Here is a 22,326-nt window from a genome sequence, read left to right as displayed (position 1 = left end):
GCGAAAATGGAACTAATACGTGTCGGAGTAGATTGAAATGGTGAAAAAAGTGCTGCTTCACCATGGTTATACCAACAAGCGACCAGAGGGTCATTGGCTTCGACTAACTGCCCAGACCCTGCGCAATCGGGGTCACCAGGTTTGGTATCCGCAGTTCCCAGCACCGGACAATCCAGTGACCGCTGACTGGCAAAACCTCATCTCGCAAGAAGCCGACATGATGGACGAGGTTCATGGCGGCGAGAAGATTGCCATCGCTCACTCACTTGGCTGCATGAACTGGCTGCTTGCCGCGAAAGAAGGTCGCTTCACTACGCCATTTGACCGCGTGCTTCTTGTTGCACCGCCAGACCCAGACCCGATCGGTCAGAACCCAAACATCGAAGGTGAGCCACTGGGCCTAAATGACCCTGACCTAGTCAATTCAGCTTTTGAATTTGCAAAGAGTTTGACCATCATTGCCAGCGATAAGGACCACTGGCTTCCAAGGGGCATCGGCATTTACGAAGAGGCTCTAGGACTCGAAGCGGTTATCTTCCCTAGTGCCGGGCACTTCTCGCTGGACGATGGCTTCGGGCCGTGGCAGGGACTGTGGAATTGGGTTGAGAGCGCTGACCCCAGGGATCTTAATTCGCGCTGATGCCCTTGGCTTTTGCCAAAGCGGCTACCCAAATGAGTAGCACTCCAGCGCCAAGTCCCATGGTGAGGGTTGTAATGATGGCCGCCTTCGGATCAGCCAAGACCATCAGGGTCAACAGGGTTGGCGAGAGGGCTCCGATTATTTTGCTCAGCATCATCACATAGCCCTGACGCTGGCCATAGCTTTGGGCACCGAAGAACAAAAGCGGCAGTGAGCCTCGAATGAACGGGTTCAAACCAACCCCGATGCCGTGCAAGATCACAAAACCAAGCAGGCCATTGACTCCAAACAGCAAAATCAAAATCACACCCAGCGGGTGAGCGGCAATTGATATTGCGGCGACCGTGATCGGTCCGGTTTTCTTGCCCAAGGCAACCAGCAGGATGCGAGCAAATACCTGCGAGGGACCAAGGATCACGGCGGCCAGCAACGCTAGCTGCTCACTTGCTCCGAGCTCGGTCAGCAAGAAGGGCAGGGTGGTGTTCACCGAAGAGACGATGAATCCTTCGAGGGCAAACATCAGAGCAAAAACAATTAGTAGTTTGTCGAACTTGAGACCGCGCTTGATGATCTTTTGAACCGGCCCAGTCATGGTGTCGATTTCGCGCTGCTCGCTGCGAGGGATCGTGGCATGCAGCGGTAGAGAAATAAATAGGTGCATAGCGGCCCAGAACAGCACCGCCGTTTGCCAACCAAATTCGGAGTTGATGAAGCTGGTGAGAGGCCAAGAAATGGTTGAGGAAAAACCGGCAAATACTGTGATGCCGGCTATAACTCGGTTCGAGTTCTCCTTGAAAAACGCAACTGCGGTCGCGAAAGCGGAGTCGTAATTACTCATCGAACCGCCAACACCAATTACCGCCCAGGCGATAAAGAGCATGAGTTCGTTGGTACTGAGTGCAAGCAGCACCAACCCCAGGAAGAATGCGAGATTGCCCCAAGGTAAAACCTTGCGGCCACCATACATATCTATAAGGCGACCGATCCTTGGCCCCACCAACCCGGAGACCAGAAGAGAAACCGTGAAAGCCCAGAAGAAGGTCTCGGTTGAAACCCCAATTGATTTTGAGATTGGGACTGCCAGGATGGCCGGCAGATAAAAACCGGACCCCCAACCGATGATTTGGGTTATGCCAAGCCGAAGCGTCAACCTTGAACTGGCTTGCAATTTACCTCGACCTTTGAGTAATTGCACTCAGTCTAAAACCGAAAATGTATTAGGTTAGGCGTGCCGAAAGGCGAGGCTAAATCTGGGGTAAAGCCGACTCAATGAAGAGGTTGAATCTCATGAAACACGCTTTGATAACCGGAGCAAGTTCGGGTCTAGGTTTCGAGTCCGCAAAAGCGCTTGCCGAGCTCGGTTATCAGGTGACCATGGTTGCTAGGCGCGAAGAGCGCCTAACCAAAGCGGCCGACCGCATCAGAGCGCTAAACCCGGACTCCAAAATCTCAGAGGTTGTTCTGGATATCTCCAACCTGGACTCGGTTCGAGAGTTTGCCAAGAGTGTCGACTCGGTTGATTTACTCATGAACAACGCGGGACTGATGGGCCCTGATTTCAAACTCTCGATCGAGGGCATCGAGTCTCAAATGGCAACAAACCACATTGGGCACTTTTTGCTCACCGCCCTGCTTTGGCAAAAACTGGACGCCGTGAATGGCAGAGTGATCAGCCTCTCCTCGGTGGTTCACCGCCGAGGAAAGCTCAAAAGCGCAGACGTGGATGAGCTGCGTGGGGCCGAGGAATCGAGTTATGACCGTTGGCAGCGCTATGCCGACACCAAGCTTGCCTGCCTTCTGTTTGCAAGAGAGTTAGATGTCAGAGCGAGACTTTCAGGTTCAAAGGTTCAGTCAATTGCGGCCCATCCGGGATGGGCAATCACCGGGCTGCAAGAGAACTTCCCACACCAGTTTGACCGATTTGCCCAAACCGCAAAAGCGGGTGCCCGAAGTCAACTACGCGCCGCGACCGATGCTTCGCTGAAGGGCGGAGAGTTTGTTGGACCAAAGTGGGAGCTGTGGGGTGAGCCCAAGTTGCTCAGGGGATCAACCCGATCAAGAAACCTCGAACTTGCCTCGAAGCTATGGGCCAGCAGCGAAGAACTTACCGGTGTGAAGTTCCTGGCCTAGGAGTAGGCTGGCTAGGTACTGCAAGGAGCAAAATTGCGTTCAATTTCACCGGAAGCCATCGTCGGCTCTCGGATCACAAATCAGAGTTTGCGCCGCTGGCTGCACTCACTTCCAGGTGTAGACAAAGTTGGCCTCGAGGCCAGAGCCGCATCGCTTGGGACTAGGTCAATCAAAACCTCATCCAAGGCCTGGGCATTAGATGCAGCTATCAAGATGATGGACCTCACCACCTTGGAGGGCATGGACACTCCGGAGCGAGTGAAGAGTCTTTGTCTGAAGGCACTCACCCCAGATCCAACCGACCTAAGCACCCCTCGTCCTGCTGCGATCTGCGTCTATGGCGACATGGTGAAATTTGCCAAGGCCACGCTGGGTGACTCCGGTGTTTACGTTGCCGCCGTAGCAACAGCATTCCCATCGGGCAGAGCGAGTTTGAAGGTGAAGCTCGAAGACACCAAGGATGCGGTTCGAGCAGGTGCGGATGAAATCGACATGGTTATCGATCGAGGAGCTTTCCTCTCCGGCGATTACCTCGAGGTTTATAAACAGATCGTTGCCGTAAAAGAAGCTTGCAAGCGAACTGATGGAAGCTATGCGCACCTCAAGGTGATTTTGGAGACCGGAGAGCTTCAGACCTACGACAACATCCGCCGAGCCAGCTACCTGGCGATGCTTGCCGGTGGCGATTTCATTAAGACATCGACCGGCAAGGTAAGCGTAAATGCCACCATCCCAATCACCATGTTGATGCTGCAGGCCGTTCGGGATTGGTATGAAGAGACCGGCGAACTAATCGGCGTGAAGCCGGCGGGCGGAATCAGAACAGCCAAGGATGCGATCAAATACCTAGTCGTTGTCAAAGAGACCGCGGGTGAAACCTGGCTGAACCCAGACCTTTTCAGATTCGGAGCCTCATCACTACTGAACGATGTTTTGATGCAGCGACAGAAGCTCAAGACTGGCCACTACTCCGGCCCCGACTATGTGACAGTGGACTAAAGGATGACCATGTTCGAATATGCACCAGCTCCGGAGTCTCGCTCCCTGGTTAGTTTTGAAAAGAACTATGGCCACTTCATCGGTGGCAAGTTCACAAAGCCGGCAAACCTCTACCAGACCATCAACCCGGCAACCGAAGAGGTTCTGGCTGAGATTTCGCATGGCAGTGACAAGGATGTTGATGCTGCCGTCAAGGCTGCTCGTCACGCCTATGAAAAGGTGTGGGGCAAGCTACCTGGTTCAGAGCGCGGCAAGTACCTCTATCGCATCGCCAGAATTATTCAAGAGCGCGGCCGCGAGCTAGCTGTAGCCGAGACTCTAAACAACGGTAAGCCAATCAAAGAGACCCGCGATTTCGATATTCCAACGGTGGCGGCCTGGTTCTTCTACTACGCCGGTTGGGCAGACAAGCTTGACTACGCAGGTCTGGGTGCTAACCCCAAGGCCCACGGTGTTGCGGCTCAAGTAATCCCCTGGAACTTCCCACTGATGATGTTGGCCTGGAAGGTTGCTCCGGCACTGGCTGCTGGAAACACCGTCGTGCTAAAGCCCGCGGAAAGCACCCCGCTGACCGCTTTGCTGTTTGCAGAGATCTGCCAACAGGCCGAGCTCCCAGAAGGCGTTGTCAACATCGTGACTGGCTTTGGTGACACCGGTGCAGCACTGGTCAAGCACCCAGATGTCAACAAGGTTGCTTTCACCGGTTCAACCGATGTGGGTCGAGTGATCGCGAAGGCGGTTGCCGGCACCAACAAGAAGGTCACCCTGGAGCTTGGCGGCAAGGCTGCGAACATCGTGTTTGATGATGCCGCTTTGGATCAGGCGGTTGAGGGTGTTGTAAACGGAATCTTCTTCAACCAAGGTCACGTCTGCTGTGCAGGTTCGAGACTTCTGGTTCAAGAATCGATTCACGATGAGTTTTTGAAGAAGCTCAAAAAGCGCATGGAGTCACTACGCGTCGGTGATCCGATGGATAAGAACACCGACATCGGTGCCATCAACTCACGAGCGCAGCTGGAAAAGATCGAGTCACTAGTGAAGCAGGGGGCTTCAGAGGGTGGTGAGCTCTGGGCTCCGAACTGTGAGCTACCAAGAAGTGGCTTTTGGTTCAGACCGACTTTGATCAGCGGTGTTGGACCAGCCAACACCGTGGCCCGCGAGGAGATCTTCGGGCCGGTTTTGAGTGTCATGACTTTCCGCACCCCAGCCGAGGCGGTGACCAAGGCCAACAACACCCCGTTTGGTTTGAGCGCAGGAATTTGGACCGAAAAGGGTTCGAGAATCCTCAAGCTTGCCGACCAACTAAATGCTGGTGTGGTCTGGGCGAACACGTTTAACCAGTTTGATCCGACCAGCCCATTTGGTGGCTTCAAGGAATCTGGCTATGGCCGAGAGGGTGGCCGCCACGGCCTGCTGGCTTATCTCAAGGGAGGCAACTGATGCGTCTAGATGTCAGAAAGACTTACAAGCTCTACATCGGTGGCAAGTTCCCAAGAAGCGAGTCTGGCCGCACCTACGAGCTAAACGATCACCAGGGTAAGTTCCTAGCCAATGTTGCTCAGGGCTCCCGCAAGGACGCTCGTGATGCCGTGGTCGCCGCTCGCGCTGCTCAACCTGGTTGGGCATCGGCGACCGCGTATAACCGCGGCCAGATCCTCTATCGCATCGCTGAGATGCTCGAGGGTCGCAGAGAGCAGTTTGTCTCCGAGATCAGAGCCATGACTGGAGTCTCTGCATCAAAGGCCAACGCCGAGGTGGATGCCGCCATCGACTCCTGGGTTTGGCACGCGGGTTGGTCCGACAAGATCGACTCCGTGGCCGGAAGCATGAACCCAGTTGCTGGCCCCTTCTTCAACATTTCGACTAACCAACCTACGGGGGTTGTCGCAGTGCTAGCTCCTCAAGAGAGTGCTCTAGTTGGACTGGTGAACTCAATCGCCCCGGCCATCGTGTCAGGAAACACGGTTGTGGTTGTGGCAAGCGAGAAACTCCCACTGAGCGCAATCACGCTGACTGAGGTGCTATCAACCAGTGACCTACCTGGTGGAGTTGTGAACATGCTCACCGGCAGCGAAAAGGAGATCGGCTCCTGGCTCGCCGCCCATCAGGACGTGAACGCAATCGATCTTGAGGGCTCGTCAAACGCGGTTGAGCTCGAAATTATGGCCGCGGAGACCATAAAGCGAGTTATTCGCGCTAACAGCTATGCGAGATTGGGCAATAGGGGATCGCTTGAGCACATTCTTAGCCTCATGGAGGTGAAGACGGTCTGGCACCCCAAGGGGCACTAGGAGGACTTCTTGAAAAAGCTAATAGCAGTCGGTTTATTGCTAGCACTGCTTCCGGTTGCGACTCCTGCAGCTGCCCTAAGCAACCAAACCATCACCAAAACGGTCGTAAACTCCGCCGCGACCATCTCAAGTGCCAACAAGAGTGCACTGAGTGCTCTTCTTTTCCAAAACCCGGCAACTACAAAATTGAGCTGTGTCGGGTTTACGAAATTGAGTCCCACCACCAAAGAAAAGACTGCCGCACTTGCCAAAGCTAAGTCTTTCTGCAGTTACGCAAAAGCCAGAGTGTCTTCGCTCTCGGTGACCAGCATCACCCAAACCACCAAGATCACCTCAAACATCGGCAAGGTGAATCTAGTTCTAACCGTTCCCAGCTATCCCGCAACTGCCCTCAGCTTTGACAATCTTGATGTCAACTGGGTAGCCAGAACTGCAACCAGCAGGGTGCTGGAGCGCTACGAGTCGAGTGCCCAATCCTCGGTGGCTATCGACTACCACGTTGGTCCAAATGTTCCCGCTGCTGGCGTTACAAGAGAGAAGTCGCTGATCACGAAAGCTTCGAGACTCTGGGCAGATGTCTTCACCAAAAACTTCACGGTTGTCCTGTTCAGTGAAAAGGATGCCGAGTGGGCAGAGCAAAAGCGCCTCGAGCTCGGCGGTGATCTGCCCGGTGGCATCACTGGCTATCTTGCGCGGTCTGGAGCAAAGGACCAGTGCATCCTGGGCTTTGCATCCAAGGACAAAGCTGGCAACCCGATCTACTTCAACTGCATTCACTCGTCTGGCAATCGCTATGCGATTGCTGATCACACCGCTATCCATGAGCACTTCCACATGGTGCAGAATTCGCTCTACAAACCAAATGTTCTGATGCCGCTTTGGCTAAACGAGGGTGCACCGACCTTCTTTGGTTTTGCTCTTGGCTATGGGTCAACCGATAGAAACGGTCGTCTGTCTGAGCAGTTCTACCTGACCTCACCAGCGTTCGACCCATTCGGGACCGGCACTGTTGACCCAACGAGATTTAGAACCTGGGCGAAGACTGCCTCAAACGAAGATATCGCCAAGGTATTTGAGCTAATGGAGGCTGACCCAGAGAACCGAGAAGCCTTCAATCAGTACGGACTTGGTGCGATTGCTGCACAGGCCCTGATCGCAGTTGGTGGCATCGAAGATTATCTGGACTTTATTCGGGCAACCAATCAAACCGATTGGAAGATCGCTTTCAAGAATCAATACGGTTTGACCCCAGCCGAGTTCTATCTAAAGCTCGCTCCTTATATAAGAAGCCTCGGCAACAAATACCTCTAAGAAAGCTTGGCTGGTCTTCCACCAACTAGCGTCACTGCAACAGCACCCCGTCTAACGCCATGCCTAGCCGCATCCTCAAAAGATGCTCCTTGCATTAGCTTTGCAACTAGGCCCGCGGCAAAGGCATCGCCCGCTCCGGTGGCATCGACGAGATCCGCCGAGAAGGCGTCGATGCGCTGAACGCTACCTTCTTGGGCGATAACAACTCCGCGCTCACCCAGGGTTAGCGCGACCATCTTGTAACGTTCAGCGAGCGCCGCAGCAATTACTTCAGGACGATCTTCACCGGTCAGAATTCGCCCCTCCTCCAAAGACGGAGTGATGAGGTCAACTCCCTGAGTCACGGTCAGGAATTTGCCAACCCCGAAGTCGTTGATAAATCCAGCGCTTCCAGGATCCAGAACCACCATTGACCCGGCAGCCTTGGCCTTTGCAATCAAGCCTGAGAATTCAGTCTCGGGAATGCTCCCAAAGAGCGAGTAGCCAGACAGATACAAAACCTCAGGAAAGTCTTTGATGGCCGAGGTGTCGAGCTTGGTGTTCGCTCCGCGGTCAGTTAGAAAACTTCGCTGCTGCCCCTCAACCAAAACCACGATTGACCCAGTGGGCAGCTTTTGATCAAACTGCAGGTTTGGGTTGACGCCATACGCGAGTAGATCTGTCTCGACTCGAGCTTTATCTGACTCTCCAACTCTGGCTACCAGCTCAACCTCTACTTTTTCTGACGCTAGCCAGCAGGCAAAGTTCGCACCAGATCCACCGAAGGAAACTCTGATGGTTGATTGGGTGTCGGTATCAGCCCGGATTGCAGAATGCGGCATGACCAAGATGTCTTCGATGACATCTCCAACAACCAAGGCTTTTGGCATTTAGTCGAGCTCGAGCTTTGACCAGGCGATAGCGATGTCGGCAGCAACCGAAACGTTGTTGCGAGCAAGATCTAGGTTCACCTCAAGTGAGCGGCCCTGCGATGCTTCAACAATGAAGCCCAGCAGGAACGGAGTCACGGCCTTGCCTCGAACACCGGCAGCTTCAGCTGCAGCAAATGCCTTGGCCAAAACCTCATCGTGTTCCCTCTTGTCCCAGGCCTTATCCGCAGGAACTGGGTTTGCAACCACGATGCCGCCGCCTTCGCCAACTAGGTCCTGTGCGGCCATGATCTTTGCGATCTCATCGGCTGAGTCAACGCTCCAGTCGAGAGTGAACTCAGACTCGCGAAGCCAGAAGCTTGGGAAGATCTTGGTGCCGTAACCAACCACTGGCACGCTCAGCGTCTCGAGGCGCTCTAGGGTTGCCGCGATGTCCAAGACGCTCTTCACGCCAGCGGATACGACAGCAATTGGGGTGTTTGCTAGCACGCTTAGATCTGCTGACTCATCAAAAGTTTCTTGGGCTCCGCGGTGGACACCACCAAGGCCACCAGTTGCAAAGACCCTTACACCGGCAAGACCTGCAAGGTGAGCGGTAGATGCCACCGTCGTAGCACCCGAGATTCCCTTGGCAGCCAAAATCGGGAGATCGCGCACTGAAGCTTTGGCGATGTCTTGATTGGCAATGATGTCGAGACCCTTGGCGTCAAGACCGATGTTCGCAACTCCGTCGATGACAGCGATGGTTGCTGGGACTACACCTTTGTCGCGCAGAATCTGCTCGAACTCCTGGGCTGCCTCGTAGTTTCTGGGTCTTGGCAGGCCGTGAGAGATGATGGTGGATTCAAGTGCCACCACTGGCTTGTTCTGGTTGATTGCGCGCTGAACATCTGGGTGGATTTTGATTAGGTCTTTTTGCACCCTCTAAGGCTACCTGCTGAAATCGAGCTATTGGCATGCGGAGCGCTACCCTTATAGGTCGGAAAGAGGTGCAAGTGAAAAGGCCATGGCTATTGACCCAGGTTGGTCAGCGCACCTCCATGCTGATCTCCTTCGCACTATCGGTTGTGCTGCTTTTAGCCCTGTTGCTTCAGAACGCCCTGGTGGAGAACCCTCGCTACGTTGTGACTCAGATCGATCGCACCGAAATCTCAGAGTGCGTGGTTTTGGAATGCGGACGCATTGAGGCAATAGGTGGCCTCGAGCCGGAGTCCATTGACGTCACAGCTGGCCAATTTGTAAACACGATCCGAATCGAGTTCGTGAATCACGGACGCCTAGTTGGCGAGCGTGAAATTTGGCTTGAGCTCAGAGATTCCTCGGGGAAGTGGCTTGAGGCCGGTAGAACAAAACTCAACCTGAACCCGAAGGGCAAGACCTTTGTGGAGTTTGGATTTGTTCAGAATGTGAGCGCAATTCGCTCCGGTGTGCTCTCCCTCCAGTACTAGCCGTTACCAAAACGTTATGACTCTCAGGAAGCACTCAGGATTCTTCTGAGGTTGTTAGTAAGCGTGAGTCGTGCAAAGAGGCGCGGTTCGCCGAGGAAGCTACAAACTTCGACGAATCAATGCTTCTGACTTACCTAAATCAGAAACATTGAAAGGATTCACGTGGGTTCACTATCTGAATTTATGAGCAATGGGTCGTACACCCTTGTTTACAACATGCTCTCTCTTGGTATCGCGAGCATGCTATTCACCTCCATTTTCTTGTTCGTAGCGCGTGAGCGCGTTGCACCTCGTTACCGCATGGCCGTAATGGTCTCCGGTACCGTGACCGCAATCGCTGCTTACCACTACTTCAGAATGTTCGACGACTTCAAGCACGCCTTCGGTACCGATGGCATGGGTGTAGTCGCCTACAACGTTGGATACCGTTACGTGGACTGGTTCCTAACCGTTCCACTGCTACTAGTTGAGACAATCGCCGTTTTGGCTCTGGCCGCAGCAGTACAGCGCAGCTTGCTAACCAAGCTAGTTCCAGCTGCAGCCCTGATGATCGGTCTTGGCTACCCAGGTGACGCTCAGCTAAACCTTCTATACGAGGGTGACGCACCACTATGGGGTCTGCTATCGACCATCCCATTCCTATACATCCTTTACGTACTATTCGTAGAGCTAGGTAAGGGTCTTGCAGGTCAGTCCGAGGCAGTCCAGCGCAAGATCAAGGAGCTACGTCTTCTTCTTCTAGCAACCTGGGGTGTCTACCCAATCTCGTTCATCTTCAACATGAACGCCACTGGCTTCGACGAGAGCGGCTTCGTTCTACGCGAGACTGGTTACACCATTGCTGACATCTTGGCTAAGTGTCTATTCGGCCTAATCATCTTCACCATCGCTCGTATCAAGAGCGCTGAGGATGACGCTGAGTTCGCTAAGTCAGAGTTCAAGCACTAAGCAACACAATGTCTAATGCCACGGCCGGGGAGCGATCCCCGGCCGTGTGCTTTTCTAGGAGGGGAAATGAAGAAGTTCAAAATTGACTGGGACGTAGTGCAAGCACTAGTCCTAAGTTTGAGTCTCCCAGCGGCACTGCTATTCGGTGCCCTGTTTCCAACACTCTTTGCTAACTACCGCTAACGCAGTGCATTTGGCCTGAGCGATTTGTAAACATCAAACCAAGCGATGCTCAAATAGCTCAGGACAAATGGCACTAGCCACTCTCCAATACCAATTGCACCCAGCGAGAATGCCTCGCGAGCAATCGGTAGCTGCACGATCAGAACCAGCGCCAGCAGGGCCAATCCAACTATCCACTTCACTGTTGGGTTCTTGCGCGTGAAGAAGATCTTGAAAGTTGGCATCGTCCAAGACCTATTGGTCAAGATTAAGAAGACATTCGCCAAAATCAAATAAACGAAGGTCAGTGTCCGCACCTGATCATCTTCGTACTCCATAGAGACGCCGCCGAGGAAGACTGCAGCCGCTATCGCCAACACCGACAGGCCCTGGAAAAGTGCAATGCGAAGAGTTTTCTTGGAGAACAGACCCTCATTCACCGGCCTTGGTTTTTGCTGCATGATCTTTGGATCTGCCGGTTCAGCCTGAAACACAATGGTGCAGGCAGGGTCAACGACCATCTCGATGAAGGCAACCATCGCTGGTAACAACACAATGGGCCAGTCCAGCACCAGGATTGGAATCACTGCCATGCCCAGTAGCGGCACATGGATCGCGAGGATGTAGGCAAAGGCCTTCTTCAGTGAGGCATAGATTGTTCGGCCTCTTTTGATTCCAGCGACTATCGATGCAAAGTTGTCATCGGTCAAAATCAAATCGGATGCTTCACGAGCGACATCGGTGCCGCGAAGTCCCATTGCGATGGAGATGTTTGCAAGCTTCAATGCCGGAGCGTCATTGATGCCATCACCGGTCATGACTACAACTTCACCTGCTGATTTCAGGGCGTGAATCACCCTTAGTTTCTGAGCTGGCGTTACTCGCGAGCAGATAGTTAGATCCTTGACCCTCTCGATCAGCTCGGCATCGCCCAGCTGATCAATCTCTTGCCCAGTCAAGGTGTTATTGGTCTCAAGACCAATCTCCTGGGCTATCTCGATTGCGGTTGCCGAGAAATCTCCAGTCATCATCAGCACTCTGATGCCTGCGGCCTTGGCTTCAGCAAGTGCCTCGGGAACCCCTGGCCTTACCTGATCACGAAGCGCAACCAAACCTTGAAACTCAAGATCTAGATCAGTTTGGTTTTCGGGAAGTGGTTGGTCTTTCGAGATTCTTGCTCCTGCAACAGCAAGGATCCTTCGACCACCAACAGCTAACTTCTCAACCTGATCAATTACGGATTTGGCATCGGCACCAGAGAGTCTCGCAACCGCCTCTGGAGCTCCCTTGCAGGCCAGCACATAGTGATCCTCTGCCTCCCAAACCATCGTCATCGCTAGTAGGTCATTGCCAAGGGCATACTCCTTCACCAGCTTCAATGAGTGTTCGGTGCTAAGAGTTGTAAACGCTGCATCGACAGGATCAAAGGATTTGGTCGGACTGGCGAGACCTGCAAAGAAGTTCAGGTCCTGCTCGCTGCCGGTTGGTAGCAGTTGATCTATCGACATTGAGTTCATGGTCAAGGTGCCGGTCTTGTCGGTGCAGATCACCGTGGCAGACCCAAGGGTTTCAATAACTGCAGATCGCCTTGCTAACACCTTTTCGTGTGACATTCGCCAGGCACCGAGTGCGAAGAACAGCGTTAGAACAACTGGAAACTCTTCGGGAATCATCGCCATTGCAAGAGAAAGCCCAGCCAGAATGCTGTCGACAAGATCCCCTCGTGAGAAGAAAACCACTGTGGAGACAAGTAACGAGAAGCTAATGGCGATGATGGCTATCAGCTTCACGGCCTTATCGATTTGCTGCTGCACCGAGGTGCGCTGAGGCTTGATGGTTTTGAGCGATACCCCGATTTGTCCAAGGGTTGTCTTGCTGCCTGTGGCTTCAATCAGGGCCTCGGCCCTACCGCTGACAACCAAGGTTCCCGCTGAGACCAGCTCATCGTGAGAGCGAGTGACCGCAAGCGACTCTCCAGTCAGCGAGGACTCATCGATCGAGAGATTGCTTGATTCCAGGACTCTGGCATCTGCAGGTATGCGATCGCCCTCGGCAATGCGAATCAGATCGCCAACCACCAGCTCACTCGCTGGAATCTTTTGCCAGACCCCATCGCGCTGCACGGTGGCCAAAGGCGCAGAGAGTGACTTCAGGGCTCGAAGCGCCTTCTCCGCTTTGCCCTCTTGATAGATGGTGGTCAAGACTATGAAACCAATCATCAGAGCTAAGACGGCAGCTTCGACGGGCTCAGCAATAAGAAATGACACGGCGGTGGCGATGCCCAAAAGAATCAACATTGGTTCGCTCAGAATCTTCAGCACCCTGAGCCAAGGCCCAGTTTTGGATTCTTTGACCAGCTGGTTTGGTCCATCCTGCAAAAGGCGAATTTTTGCAGCCTGGGAGCTGAGACCATGGGCTTGTTGAGTTGCCATTTTCTCAACCTAGCACCGAAGCGCGGCTTCGGTGCTGAAGCCTATTTTTCAAGCGTTAGTCTTGATAGGTGACCCACAATCTAGAGCCAAAAAAGTGGCGCGAGTTCGCGGCATCCAGGCGCACCACCAGAGACTTTCTACCCACCCCAGTTCCTGATGAGCTGATCGATATTTTGCTCGAAGATGCCATGACGGCACCTTCCTGGTCAAACACCAGACCGTACCTGGTTGCAGTTGCAAAAGGTGAGGTCAGGGATCGAATCAGCAAGGAGTTTCTCGCTCGCTGGGAGGCTGCGGATAAGGCTTTGGCAGCTGGTATCTGGGGCAAGATCAAACTCTTCTTTACCCGCTATGGACTACCCCAGTCTGATTACAAGATTGAACGCAACTACCCCAAGGATCTAAAGCCAAGATCGGCACGAGTTGGCGCTGAACTGTATGGTCACATCGGCATCAAGCGCGATGACCGTGAGGCCAGAAGTGCCCAGTGGGCAAGAAACTATGAGTTTTTTGGCGCCCCGGTTTCGCTCTTCATCTTCACGCACTCAGGTCTCGGTGTGCACTCGGTTTCAGATGCTGGATTGTTCATGCAGAACCTGATGCTTTCCGCTCACGCTCACGGTCTTGGAACCTGCGCTCAGGGAGCCAGTGCAATCTGGGCACCTCCGGTGCGAGCAGAATTTGATGTCCCCGAGCAATACAAACTGCTTTGCGGGATCGCACTGGGTTATCCATCTGACCACCACGTAAACAGCTTCAAAGCAGATCGACTGGACATTAGCAAAATCAAGCTGGAGGCTAAGTAATTGCTAAACATGCAAGACCCTGGGTTTATTGAAAACCCATACCCAGCCCTCAAAGAGCTTCGTGCTATCGGCAAGCCGGTCTGGGATGAAAAGCTGAACATTTTCCTGGCGGCCACGCATAAAGATGCCAATGCCGTACTCAGAACCAGATCGCTGGGTCGCATCTTTCAACCCAAGCAGCCAGCCACCACCTGGGAGACCTTCAACTGGCTCCACGCCGATTCGATCTTGGACTCTGAGCCACCAAAACACACCAGACTGCGCTCTTTGGTAATGAAGGCGTTCAACCCAAAGAAGATCGAGAGCCTTCGCCCAGATGTTGAGCGGCTGACCAACATGCTGCTGGATGCGATTGAGGAGAAGTTGCGCGCGGGCGGCAGTTTCGATCTAATTGCCGACTTTGCTGAGCCACTCCCAGTAAAGGTAATCGCCTCGATGCTCGGGTTCCCCGATAGCGATGAGCACCTACTAAGACCGTGGTCGCAGTCGATCGTAAAAATGTATGAGGTCAGTCCAAGTGACGAAGACAAGGCAGAGGCAATCAAGGCCTCAGAGGAGTTCGCCGAATACGTTCACTCGCTGATGCTTGAGCGCAAGCGAAACCCTGGCACCGACCTAATCACAGACCTTGCAATGGTTGAAGAGGATGGCGAAAAGCTAAATGCCCATGAGCTGATTGCCACCTGCGTTTTGCTTCTGAACGCAGGGCATGAGGCGAGCGTCAACGGCTTTGGCAACGGCATGGTTGCAACACTCAAAAACCCTGAGCAGCTAGCCCTGTTGAAGGCTAGGCCCGATGAGCTTGCAGCGACAGCCGTTGATGAGTTCTTGCGCTTTGATGCCCCGCTGCACCTGTTTGAAAGAACCGCAACCGAAGACACCGAGATCGGTGGGGTTGTGATCGCTGAGGGTCAAAAGATCGCGGCGCTCTTGGGAAGTGCTGGTCGTGATGAAACTGTGTTTGAGAATCCAGATCAGCTCGATCTCACTCGTGATCCGAACCCTCACATCGGCTTCGGTGCTGGCATCCACTTCTGCATCGGAGCACCACTGGCTCGAATGGAAATGACGACCTCGCTACCGGCTCTAGTCAAGCGGTACCCAAACCTTGAGCTCGCGGCAGAGCCGGTCAGAAGACCGACGTTTGTGCTACGTGGTTACGAGAGCGTTTTCGTCTCTGCCTAACCCTTGGTTGCACCAAGAGTTAGACCGGAAACAAACTGCTTCCTGAGGATAAAGAAGACGACCAAAGTCGGAATCGCGGCGATCATCGCACCTGCTGCCAGCAGGTTGTAGTCGGTTACGAACTCGCCCTGCAGACGTCCTAGTGCCGAGGTAATAGGTCGCTTGTTATCAGTCGACATCAGAACCAGCGCCCAGAAGAAGTCGTTGTAGATCCAGGTAGTCATCAGCACTGCCAATGAGGCTAGCGGTGGTCTCAGTAGCGGCAGCATCACCTTGAAGAAGTGGGTGAATACCGATGCTCCGTCAACCATGGCCGACTCGGAAATCTCTTTAGGAATCGTCTTCATATAGGACGAGAGCACAAAGGTTGCAAAGCCCATTTGGAAAGCGACGTGAATCAAAATCACACCAAGTGGTGAGTCATATAAGAATCGTCGATCCCCAACAGCGTCACCAATCGCAAGGTACATCTTGAACACCGGAATGAAGACCAGCTGCGCGGGTAGCAAGTTACCAGCCGTGAACAACAGCAGCATCGCAACGTTGAACTTGAATGAATACCTCGTTACGACGAAGGCGATGAGTGAACCAAATAGCAGGATTAGGAACACTGCCGGAATCGTAATGATTGCCGTGTTCCAGAAATACCTGGGCAGATCCATGCGCTCAATAGCGTTGGTGTAGTTGAAAAGACCAAGCTCCTGAGGTGGTGAAAAAACACCGCCGGCACGAATCTCAGAGTATGGGCGAAGGCTGGACCACAGCGTCCAGACAATTGGGAAGAGCCAAACCAACGCGAAGATTCCGATAAAGATCGAGATGATTCGATCCTTGATCTGCTGAGCGTGGGCTTTCTTCTTGTCCCTAACCATCATGCTCATCGGACGTCCTCCTTGAACTGCTGGTTCAGGTAGGTGATGATCGGCACGATTGAGAGCAGGAAGAGAATCACCGCGTAGGCGGCACCCTTCATCGAAGCTCCCTCACCGGCGATGTTTTCAAATACCAGAACACCAAGAATCGGGAGGCCGCCGCGGCCGCCATAGATGATGTAGACCATGTCGAAGGCACGCAGTGATTCGATGATTGTGATCACCAAGATGATGATGTTAACCGGGCGCATCGCGGGCAGAATGACCTTCAGGAAGGTCTGCCACTCGGTGGCACCATCCAAAGCTGCAGCTTCTCTGAGGCTGGCATCGATGGCCTTAAGACCAGCTAAGTAAAGCAGCATGATGTAACCGATGTGCCGCCAGGACGCCATGATCATGATGACCCAGATGTTGTAGTTGTCATCTCCAAAGAAGGAGATCGCCTCGGCAATTGGAAGGCCTAACAGACCATTCACAAATCCATCGGGTCTCAGTAGGAAGTTCCAGATGATTCCGGTCACTGCCAAGGAGAGCACTACCGGTAGGTAGTACGCGGATTGATAAAACTTGTGGCCGCGAATCTCTCGGTCAATCTGATACGCCAGCAAGACACCCAGCGGTGTTGCGATGACGAAGAACCAAAGAAGCCAGATCACGTTGACGCGAAGCGCGTCATAAAAGATCGGGGTGTTGAAGAAGATGTTTTCGTAGTTCGCCAGGCCTGCCCATTGAATGTCCTCGATCTTGATACCGGTCCAATAGGTAAAAGAGAGGTAGATGGTGGCGATGGCGGGGAACCAAACCAGTGCGATGTGCAAGAAGGTTGGGATTCCAATAAAGAAGCCAAGCGTGATCTTGTCACGCGAGGAAAAGAAGCGGCGGCGGCGAGCCACCTGGGTGTTCGCCGCCGCCGTTTTCAATTGAGACATGTTGCTCTTTGTTACCTATCGACTAGCTCAGAGCAGGTAGAGCATCCCACTGAGACTGAAGCGACTCAAGGATCTCGTTGGTGCTCGATGGGTCTTTGAACCAGCTCTGGAATGCAGGTCCAACAATTGGGCCAGCAAAGTCAGGGCGGGTGTCGCGGTCTAGGAACTGGGTGATGTACTTCGCCTCGTTCATAACAGCTAGCTGCTGCAGCTGGAATGCGTCGTAGGTTGAGGTGTCCTGGTTCTTGTTAGCCGAGGTCATAGGAATTCCGGTGTCAAGCATTGCCTGCATACCTTCCTTGTCTCCGGCGAACTTAGCTAGGTCCTTACCACCCTCGTTGTTTGCACCGTTCTTCGCTACACAGAAGCCGTCGATTGGAGCGTCGATGGTGTCGCGAGCGAACTCAGGGTTGATCTCTGGGAATGGAACTACCCATAGGTCGTCGTAGTCTTCCTGGCTCTGCTCCTTGAAGTTGGCACCGAACCATGAACCGTTGAAGAAGAATCCGGCCTGCTTCTGCAATAGCAGCTGCATTGCGCCGTCCCACTCAAGGTCCAAAACGTTGGTGTTCATGTAAGGCAGTAGCTTCTCCCAGTAGGAGAACACTTCCTTGACACGGTCATCGGTCCACTTCTCGCGACCTGCAAGTAGGTCGACGTGGAACTGGTATCCGTTGATACGTGCGTTCAGGATGTCGAAGGTTCCCATGGCTTCCCAGCCACCCTTGTCAGCTGAGGCTAGACCGATTAGGCCCTTGCCCTTTAGCTCGGCAAGTGCACCCATGAAGTCATCCCAGTTGTAGATGCTCTCTGGGTCTAGGCCGATCTCAGCCATCATGGACTTGCGGAAGTGAAGACCCCATGGGTACCAGCTCTGAGGCACGAAGTACTGCTTGCCGTCTGAACCGGTTGCAGCGATCTTGTAGCTCTCGTTGTACTGGTCACCAATCTCGTTCCAGACGTCAGATAGGTCTACTAGTAGGCCCTGGTCTGCGAAGAACTGCATACGGAAACCGGCCATCCACTGGAAGCAGTCGTCTGGGGTTCCCTGTAGGTACTGGGACAGGTTGTTCTGGAAAGCGTTTGACTCAGTTGCGTTGTAGGTAACTTCGTTACCGGTCTTTGCAATGTAAGCGTCTACTAGACCCTTCAACTGAATGGTTGGGGACTCGTCAACGGTACGTGCACCGAAAGCGATTGGGCCACTGGATCCACCAGTTGCACAACCAGCCAACATGGTGGCACCGGCGATACCTAGACCACCGGCAGCTGCACCCTTTAGTAGGGAGCGGCGGTCAACTTCGTGACCTGCGATTTTGTTCAGCATTGAACCTCCTAAGAATGGACTCTTGGCACCAGAGTAGCCCTGAGAATTTGCTAAAACAGCAGATTCTCGTAACGAAATTATCACGAAAAGACAAAAAAGAAACAAAACGGACAACATTGCCTCAAATTCTTCTCGGTGCAAGCGATCAGCAATGCCCCTAGAACCCAATAAACTCGGGCTATGCAGCACTACGACGTGGTAATTGTTGGCGGCGGACACAACGCCCTGGTTTCGGCGGCTTACCTTGCCAAGGCAGGTAAGCGAGTGCTGCTCTTAGAAAAGCTCGACTATCTCGGAGGCGCTGCAACTTCGAGCTACACCTTCGATGGTATTGACGCCAAGCTCTCCCGTTACAGCTACCTAGTGAGCCTTTTGCCCAAGCAGATTATTGACGACTTGGGTCTTGAAATCACTCTCGCCCCGAGGCGCTACTCCTCCTACACCCCAGACCCGCACGGGACAGCTGGGCTGCTGGTTGATAAGGCTGATCAGTCTGCGACCAGCAAGTCGTTTGAGGCCTTCTCGAAAAAGGACTTTGCAGCTTGGAATGCGTTTTACACCAAGACCGAGGCCATCGCTCAAAAGCTCTTTCCCACCGTCTTAGAGCCCTTAAAGACAAGATCCGAGGTCAAAGCTCTCCTTGGCCCAGACTTCGAAACATTCTTTGAAGGGCCGATCGGCGATGTCATCGCCGAGAGCTTTGAATCTGATTTAGTCAGAGGTGTGGTGCTAACCGACGCTCTGATTGGAACCTTCGCACCAAACTCGGACCAGGAACTCGATGCCAACCGATGCTTTTTGTATCACGTGATTGGTGGCGGGACTGGTGACTGGAACATCCCGGTGGGTGGCATGGGTCAGGTCTCAGGTTCAATAGCTGAGGCTGCAAAGCGCTTTGGTGCACAGCTACGAACCGGAGCACGAGTGCTATCCATCAGCCCAACTCGTGAGGTTGAGTTTGAAATATCGGGTGAGGTCCAAAAGGTTTCGGCTGACTTTGTTCTAAGTGGCATCTCCAAAAACCAGCTTTCAAAACTGATCCCAAACGTTGAGCCTGAGAAGGTTCAGGGCGCTCAGGTCAAGGTCAACATGTTGCTCACTCGACTGCCGAAACTAAAAGATTCATCGGTGTCTCCAGAGGCGGCCTTTGGTGGAACCTTCCACATCAACGAAAACTTTGACCAGCTTGAAGCCGCCTACAAGGCGGCTGAAAGCGGCGAGATCCCGGACCCACTGCCCTGCGAAATCTATTGCCACTCGCTCACTGACCCAAGCATTCTTGGCCCTGAACTCATAGAGTCAGGTGCTCAAACCCTGACCGTCTTCGCCCTTCACATGCCGCATTCTCTAGTTGCGAAATACGGCAATGACGAGCTCAGGGAGAAGGCCCAGGCGGCAGTCCTGAAGTCACTGAACTCAGTACTGGCAGAATCAATTGAGGACCTTATCTTCAAAGCTCCAAGTGGTGAGCTTTGCATCGAGACCAAGACCACCCAGGACCTAGAAGACGCGCTTGGTTTGCCCGGTGGAAACATCTTCCACTCTCCACTTAGCTGGCCATTCGTCGAAGACGACGAAGAACTAGCAACACCAGAATCGCGATGGGGAGTGTCGACCGGAGTGGACCAAGTCTTCTTCTGCGGATCAAGCGCCAGACGCGGTGGTGCTGTAAGCGGCATCGGCGGACACAATGCCGCGATGGCCGTTTTGGAAAGCTAGACCCAAACGTCTTCGACAGCCAAAAGCTCCTGAACTCGCGGTACCACCTGAGTGGCATAGAGCTCAATGGAGTGCATCAGCTTTGAGTGCGAGAGCGGTCCGTTTGAGTACTTGAGGTCAAAACGCTCAGCACCAACAGAACGAATCGCATAGGCGATCTTTTGGGCAACGGTCTCTACTGATCCAACATATAGCGAGCCGTGGTGCACCTCTTGCAGGTAGTGCGCCTTGGTGGTTGGACCCCAACCACGCTCACGACCAATGCGACCAAACATAGCTTCGTAGTGAGGCCAAAGTTCTTCGATGGCTTGCTCATCGGTGTCAGCGATGTGACCCGGGGAGTGGATAGAAACTGGAAGGTCTGACCGACCAAACTTCTCCAGCGACTCTTTGTAGAGCCTTGCAAAAGGAGCGAACCTTGCAGGGTCGCCACCGATGATTGCAAGAGCCATTGGAATACCCAGGCGCGCAGCCCGAACTACCGACTCTGGCGAACCACCTACACCGACTCGAAGTGGGATTGCGCCACGCTCAGTCTTGGGATAGACCTCTTGGTTTTGAAGTCCCGCTCTGGTTGTGCCAGACCAAGTAACCGGCTGCTCCTTGAGAAGCTCAACCAAGAGCTCAAGTTTTTCCTCAAACAGCACGTGGTAGTCGGATAGCTCGTAACCAAAAAGTGGGAACGATTCAATGAAGGAACCGCGGCCTGCGGTGATCTCAGCGCGGCCCTTGGAAAGTGCATCGATGGTTGCAAATCTTTGGTAGACCCGAACTGGGTCCTCTGAGGAGAGCACGGTCACACCGGTGCCGAGCTTGATGTTCTTGGTAACTGTTGCAATACCGGCCAAGACTGTGTCTGGTGCTGAGACTGCGAAGTCATCGCGGTGATGCTCACCGACGTTGATGGAGTTGAGGCCGAGCTCATCGGCTAGAACGGCTTGATCGACTAGGTCTCTGATGACCTGGCCTGCTGACTTTGGCTTACCGCTGTCATCAACGGTCATGTCTCCGAAGGTGTCTAACCCAAACTTGATTTCAGTCATGCGCTTAGTCTAGGGGGTCTAGACAACTTTCGCTAGGCTTCGGTTGCGGCTAGTTGTCCGCAGGCTCCATCAATCTCTTTACCGCGGGTGTCGCGCAGAGTCGTTGGGATCCCGGCAGCCTCTAGGGTGTCCAAGAAAATGTTCATCTGCTCTTTGGTGGATGAGGTCCAAACCGAACCTGGTGTTGGGTTGAGTGGGATTGGGTTTACATGGACCCAACCCTTACCTCTCTCATTGAGTTTTTGGGCAAGCAGCTCCGCTCGCCACTTGTGATCATTCATGTCTTTGATCAGGGCGTACTCGATTGAGACTCGACGGCCCGTCTTGTCGAAGTAGGCCTTGGCGGCATCGAGAGCCTCGTCCACCTTCCACTTCGAGTTCACTGGAATCAGCTCATCGCGAAGCTGATCATCTGGCGCATGCAGGGACAGTGCGAAGGTAAGCGGAAGGTCCTCTTGAGCAAGCTTTTCGATGCCTGGCACCAGACCAACCGTTGAAACCGTGATGTGTCTGGCGCTCATGCCAAGACCATTTGGTTGGGGTTCGACCATGGTCCGGATTGCACTCATCAACTTTGGGTAATTGGCAAGTGGTTCGCCCATGCCCATGAAAACAATGTTGCTCACGCGCTCATCTTCGTGACGCATAGGGCCAAGCTCGCCGGCTCTGATCGCCTCGTTCGCCCTGACCACCTGGTCGACAATCTCGGCCGCAGACATGTTTCTTGTCAGGCCGGCCTGACCGGTTGCACAGAAGGGACAGTTCATGCCACAACCAGCCTGAGAGGAAATACAAAGCGTGATGCGGTTTGAATAGCGCATCAAAACTGACTCGACTAGCGCTCCATCAAATAGCCTCCAAAGGAACTTGATGGTGTCGCCCTTGTCGGTCTTGAGTCTTTTTACCTCGGTCAAAAGCGGTGGCAAAACCTTCTTGACCAACTCTTCGCGACCCTCCTTTGGAAGGTCAGTCATCTTCTCTGGGTCCTGGGTGTAGTGGGTGAAGTAGTGGGTGGAAATCTGCTTGGCCCTAAAGCCTGGAATGCCGAGTTCTTTGATTCGCTCGGTGCGTTCCTCGATGGTTAGGTCGGCCAGGTGAACCGGTGGCTTACCGCGCTTTACCTCGTTGAACTGCAAAAGTGGCTTGCCACTCTCGTCTTTACGCTGAGTCCAGCCCTCAGTGCGGGGCTTTACCTGGCGAACATCAGTCATGGGA

20 protein-coding genes are annotated in these 22,326 nt (G+C 53.5%); 11 read left to right on the top strand and 9 right to left on the bottom strand.

Features of this window, described 5'->3' with window-relative positions; translation table 11 throughout:
- Positions 1 to 40: 40 nt before the first annotated feature.
- Positions 41 to 640, top strand: coding sequence for an alpha/beta fold hydrolase (locus OO713_RS00545; RefSeq protein ID WP_264785649.1), 600 nt, complete (start codon positions 41 to 43; stop codon positions 638 to 640).
- Here the strand turns inward: OO713_RS00545 and OO713_RS00540 are convergent.
- Positions 627 to 1,835 (bottom strand): MFS transporter, encoded by a 1,209-nt coding sequence (locus tag OO713_RS00540; protein ID WP_264785647.1) that lies wholly within the window; start codon positions 1,833 to 1,835, stop codon positions 627 to 629. The genes OO713_RS00545 and OO713_RS00540 overlap by 14 nt on opposite strands.
- Before the next feature lie 92 nt (positions 1,836 to 1,927).
- Between OO713_RS00540 and OO713_RS00535 the strand changes: the two genes are divergently transcribed.
- From OO713_RS00535 to OO713_RS00515, 5 genes are read left to right on the top strand one after another with little or no spacing between them, the layout of a single operon-like run.
- Positions 1,928 to 2,770 carry an SDR family NAD(P)-dependent oxidoreductase gene (locus OO713_RS00535; protein ID WP_264785645.1) on the top strand — a complete coding sequence of 281 codons (843 nt, stop codon included), beginning with the start codon at positions 1,928 to 1,930 and terminating at the stop codon, positions 2,768 to 2,770.
- A 33-nt stretch (positions 2,771 to 2,803) separates the two neighbouring features.
- Complete coding sequence (gene deoC / locus OO713_RS00530) at positions 2,804 to 3,769, top strand: deoxyribose-phosphate aldolase (RefSeq protein ID WP_264785643.1); 966 nt, start codon at positions 2,804 to 2,806, stop codon at positions 3,767 to 3,769.
- A gap of 3 nt (positions 3,770 to 3,772) precedes the next feature.
- Entirely contained in the window at positions 3,773 to 5,209 is a 1,437-nt protein-coding gene (locus OO713_RS00525) for an aldehyde dehydrogenase family protein (RefSeq protein ID WP_264785641.1), read from the top strand.
- A complete protein-coding gene (locus tag OO713_RS00520; protein ID WP_264785639.1) occupies positions 5,209 to 6,060 on the top strand; it encodes an aldehyde dehydrogenase family protein in 852 nt (283 codons plus the stop codon). The genes OO713_RS00525 and OO713_RS00520 overlap by 1 nt, the downstream gene beginning before the upstream one ends.
- A gap of 9 nt (positions 6,061 to 6,069) precedes the next feature.
- Entirely contained in the window at positions 6,070 to 7,371 is a 1,302-nt protein-coding gene (locus OO713_RS00515) for a hypothetical protein (RefSeq protein ID WP_264785637.1), read from the top strand.
- Here OO713_RS00515 and OO713_RS00510 read toward each other — a convergent pair.
- Both OO713_RS00510 and OO713_RS00505 read right to left on the bottom strand, forming a co-directional pair.
- Positions 7,368 to 8,240 carry a PfkB family carbohydrate kinase gene (locus OO713_RS00510; RefSeq protein WP_264785635.1) on the bottom strand — a complete coding sequence of 291 codons (873 nt, stop codon included), beginning with the start codon at positions 8,238 to 8,240 and terminating at the stop codon, positions 7,368 to 7,370. The genes OO713_RS00515 and OO713_RS00510 overlap by 4 nt on opposite strands.
- On the bottom strand, positions 8,241 to 9,161 hold the full coding sequence (locus tag OO713_RS00505) for a pseudouridine-5'-phosphate glycosidase (RefSeq protein WP_264785634.1): 921 nt from the start codon (positions 9,159 to 9,161) through the stop codon (positions 8,241 to 8,243).
- Positions 9,162 to 9,235: 74 nt separating this feature from the next.
- Here OO713_RS00505 and OO713_RS00500 point away from each other — a divergent pair, with 74 nt between their 5' ends.
- A complete protein-coding gene (locus OO713_RS00500) occupies positions 9,236 to 9,688 on the top strand; it encodes a hypothetical protein (RefSeq protein ID WP_264785632.1) in 453 nt (150 codons plus the stop codon).
- Positions 9,689 to 9,871: 183 nt separating this feature from the next.
- Positions 9,872 to 10,636: a bacteriorhodopsin-like gene (locus OO713_RS00495; RefSeq protein WP_264785630.1), complete on the top strand. Its 765-nt coding sequence runs from the start codon at positions 9,872 to 9,874 to the stop codon at positions 10,634 to 10,636.
- A 179-nt stretch (positions 10,637 to 10,815) separates the two neighbouring features.
- Here OO713_RS00495 and OO713_RS00490 read toward each other — a convergent pair whose 3' ends face one another.
- A complete protein-coding gene (locus OO713_RS00490) occupies positions 10,816 to 13,230 on the bottom strand; it encodes a cation-translocating P-type ATPase (protein WP_264785628.1) in 2,415 nt (804 codons plus the stop codon).
- A 68-nt stretch (positions 13,231 to 13,298) separates the two neighbouring features.
- On the opposite strand from OO713_RS00490, the gene OO713_RS00485 reads away from it, so the two are divergent.
- Positions 13,299 to 14,036 (top strand): nitroreductase, encoded by a 738-nt coding sequence (locus OO713_RS00485; RefSeq protein ID WP_264785626.1) that lies wholly within the window; start codon positions 13,299 to 13,301, stop codon positions 14,034 to 14,036.
- A 9-nt stretch (positions 14,037 to 14,045) separates the two neighbouring features.
- Complete coding sequence (locus tag OO713_RS00480; protein WP_264786396.1) at positions 14,046 to 15,221, top strand: cytochrome P450; 1,176 nt, start codon at positions 14,046 to 14,048, stop codon at positions 15,219 to 15,221.
- On the opposite strand, the gene OO713_RS00475 is transcribed toward OO713_RS00480, so the two are convergent.
- The 3 genes from OO713_RS00475 to OO713_RS00465 are packed head-to-tail and all read right to left on the bottom strand — an operon-like array spanning position 15,218 to position 18,349.
- On the bottom strand, positions 15,218 to 16,102 hold the full coding sequence (locus OO713_RS00475; protein WP_264785625.1) for a carbohydrate ABC transporter permease: 885 nt from the start codon (positions 16,100 to 16,102) through the stop codon (positions 15,218 to 15,220). The genes OO713_RS00480 and OO713_RS00475 overlap by 4 nt on opposite strands.
- Complete coding sequence (locus OO713_RS00470) at positions 16,099 to 17,022, bottom strand: sugar ABC transporter permease (protein ID WP_264785623.1); 924 nt, start codon at positions 17,020 to 17,022, stop codon at positions 16,099 to 16,101. Before OO713_RS00470 ends, OO713_RS00475 begins: the two co-directional genes overlap by 4 nt.
- Positions 17,023 to 17,044: 22 nt before the next feature.
- A complete protein-coding gene (locus OO713_RS00465; protein ID WP_264785621.1) occupies positions 17,045 to 18,349 on the bottom strand; it encodes an extracellular solute-binding protein in 1,305 nt (434 codons plus the stop codon).
- 180 nt (positions 18,350 to 18,529) lie between these two features.
- Here OO713_RS00465 and OO713_RS00460 point away from each other — a divergent pair, with 180 nt between their 5' ends.
- The gene (locus tag OO713_RS00460) at positions 18,530 to 20,068 is read left to right on the top strand and encodes an NAD(P)/FAD-dependent oxidoreductase (RefSeq protein ID WP_264785619.1); all 1,539 of its coding nucleotides are present in this window, start codon (positions 18,530 to 18,532) and stop codon (positions 20,066 to 20,068) included.
- Here the strand turns inward: OO713_RS00460 and OO713_RS00455 are convergent.
- Both OO713_RS00455 and rlmN read right to left on the bottom strand, forming a co-directional pair.
- Positions 20,065 to 21,111 (bottom strand): Atu2307/SP_0267 family LLM class monooxygenase, encoded by a 1,047-nt coding sequence (locus OO713_RS00455; RefSeq protein WP_264785617.1) that lies wholly within the window; start codon positions 21,109 to 21,111, stop codon positions 20,065 to 20,067. The genes OO713_RS00460 and OO713_RS00455 overlap by 4 nt on opposite strands.
- A 32-nt stretch (positions 21,112 to 21,143) precedes the next feature.
- Positions 21,144 to 22,322, bottom strand: coding sequence for a 23S rRNA (adenine(2503)-C(2))-methyltransferase RlmN (gene rlmN / locus OO713_RS00450; protein ID WP_264785615.1), 1,179 nt, complete (start codon positions 22,320 to 22,322; stop codon positions 21,144 to 21,146).
- Between the last annotated feature and the right edge of the window lie 4 nt (positions 22,323 to 22,326).

The organism is Aquiluna sp. KACHI24, from assembly GCF_025997915.1.
Taxonomy (GTDB): Bacteria; Actinomycetota; Actinomycetes; order Actinomycetales; family Microbacteriaceae; genus Aquiluna.
The sequence above is the reverse complement of the archived record's forward strand: the minus strand, read 5'-3'. Positions and strand labels throughout refer to the sequence as shown.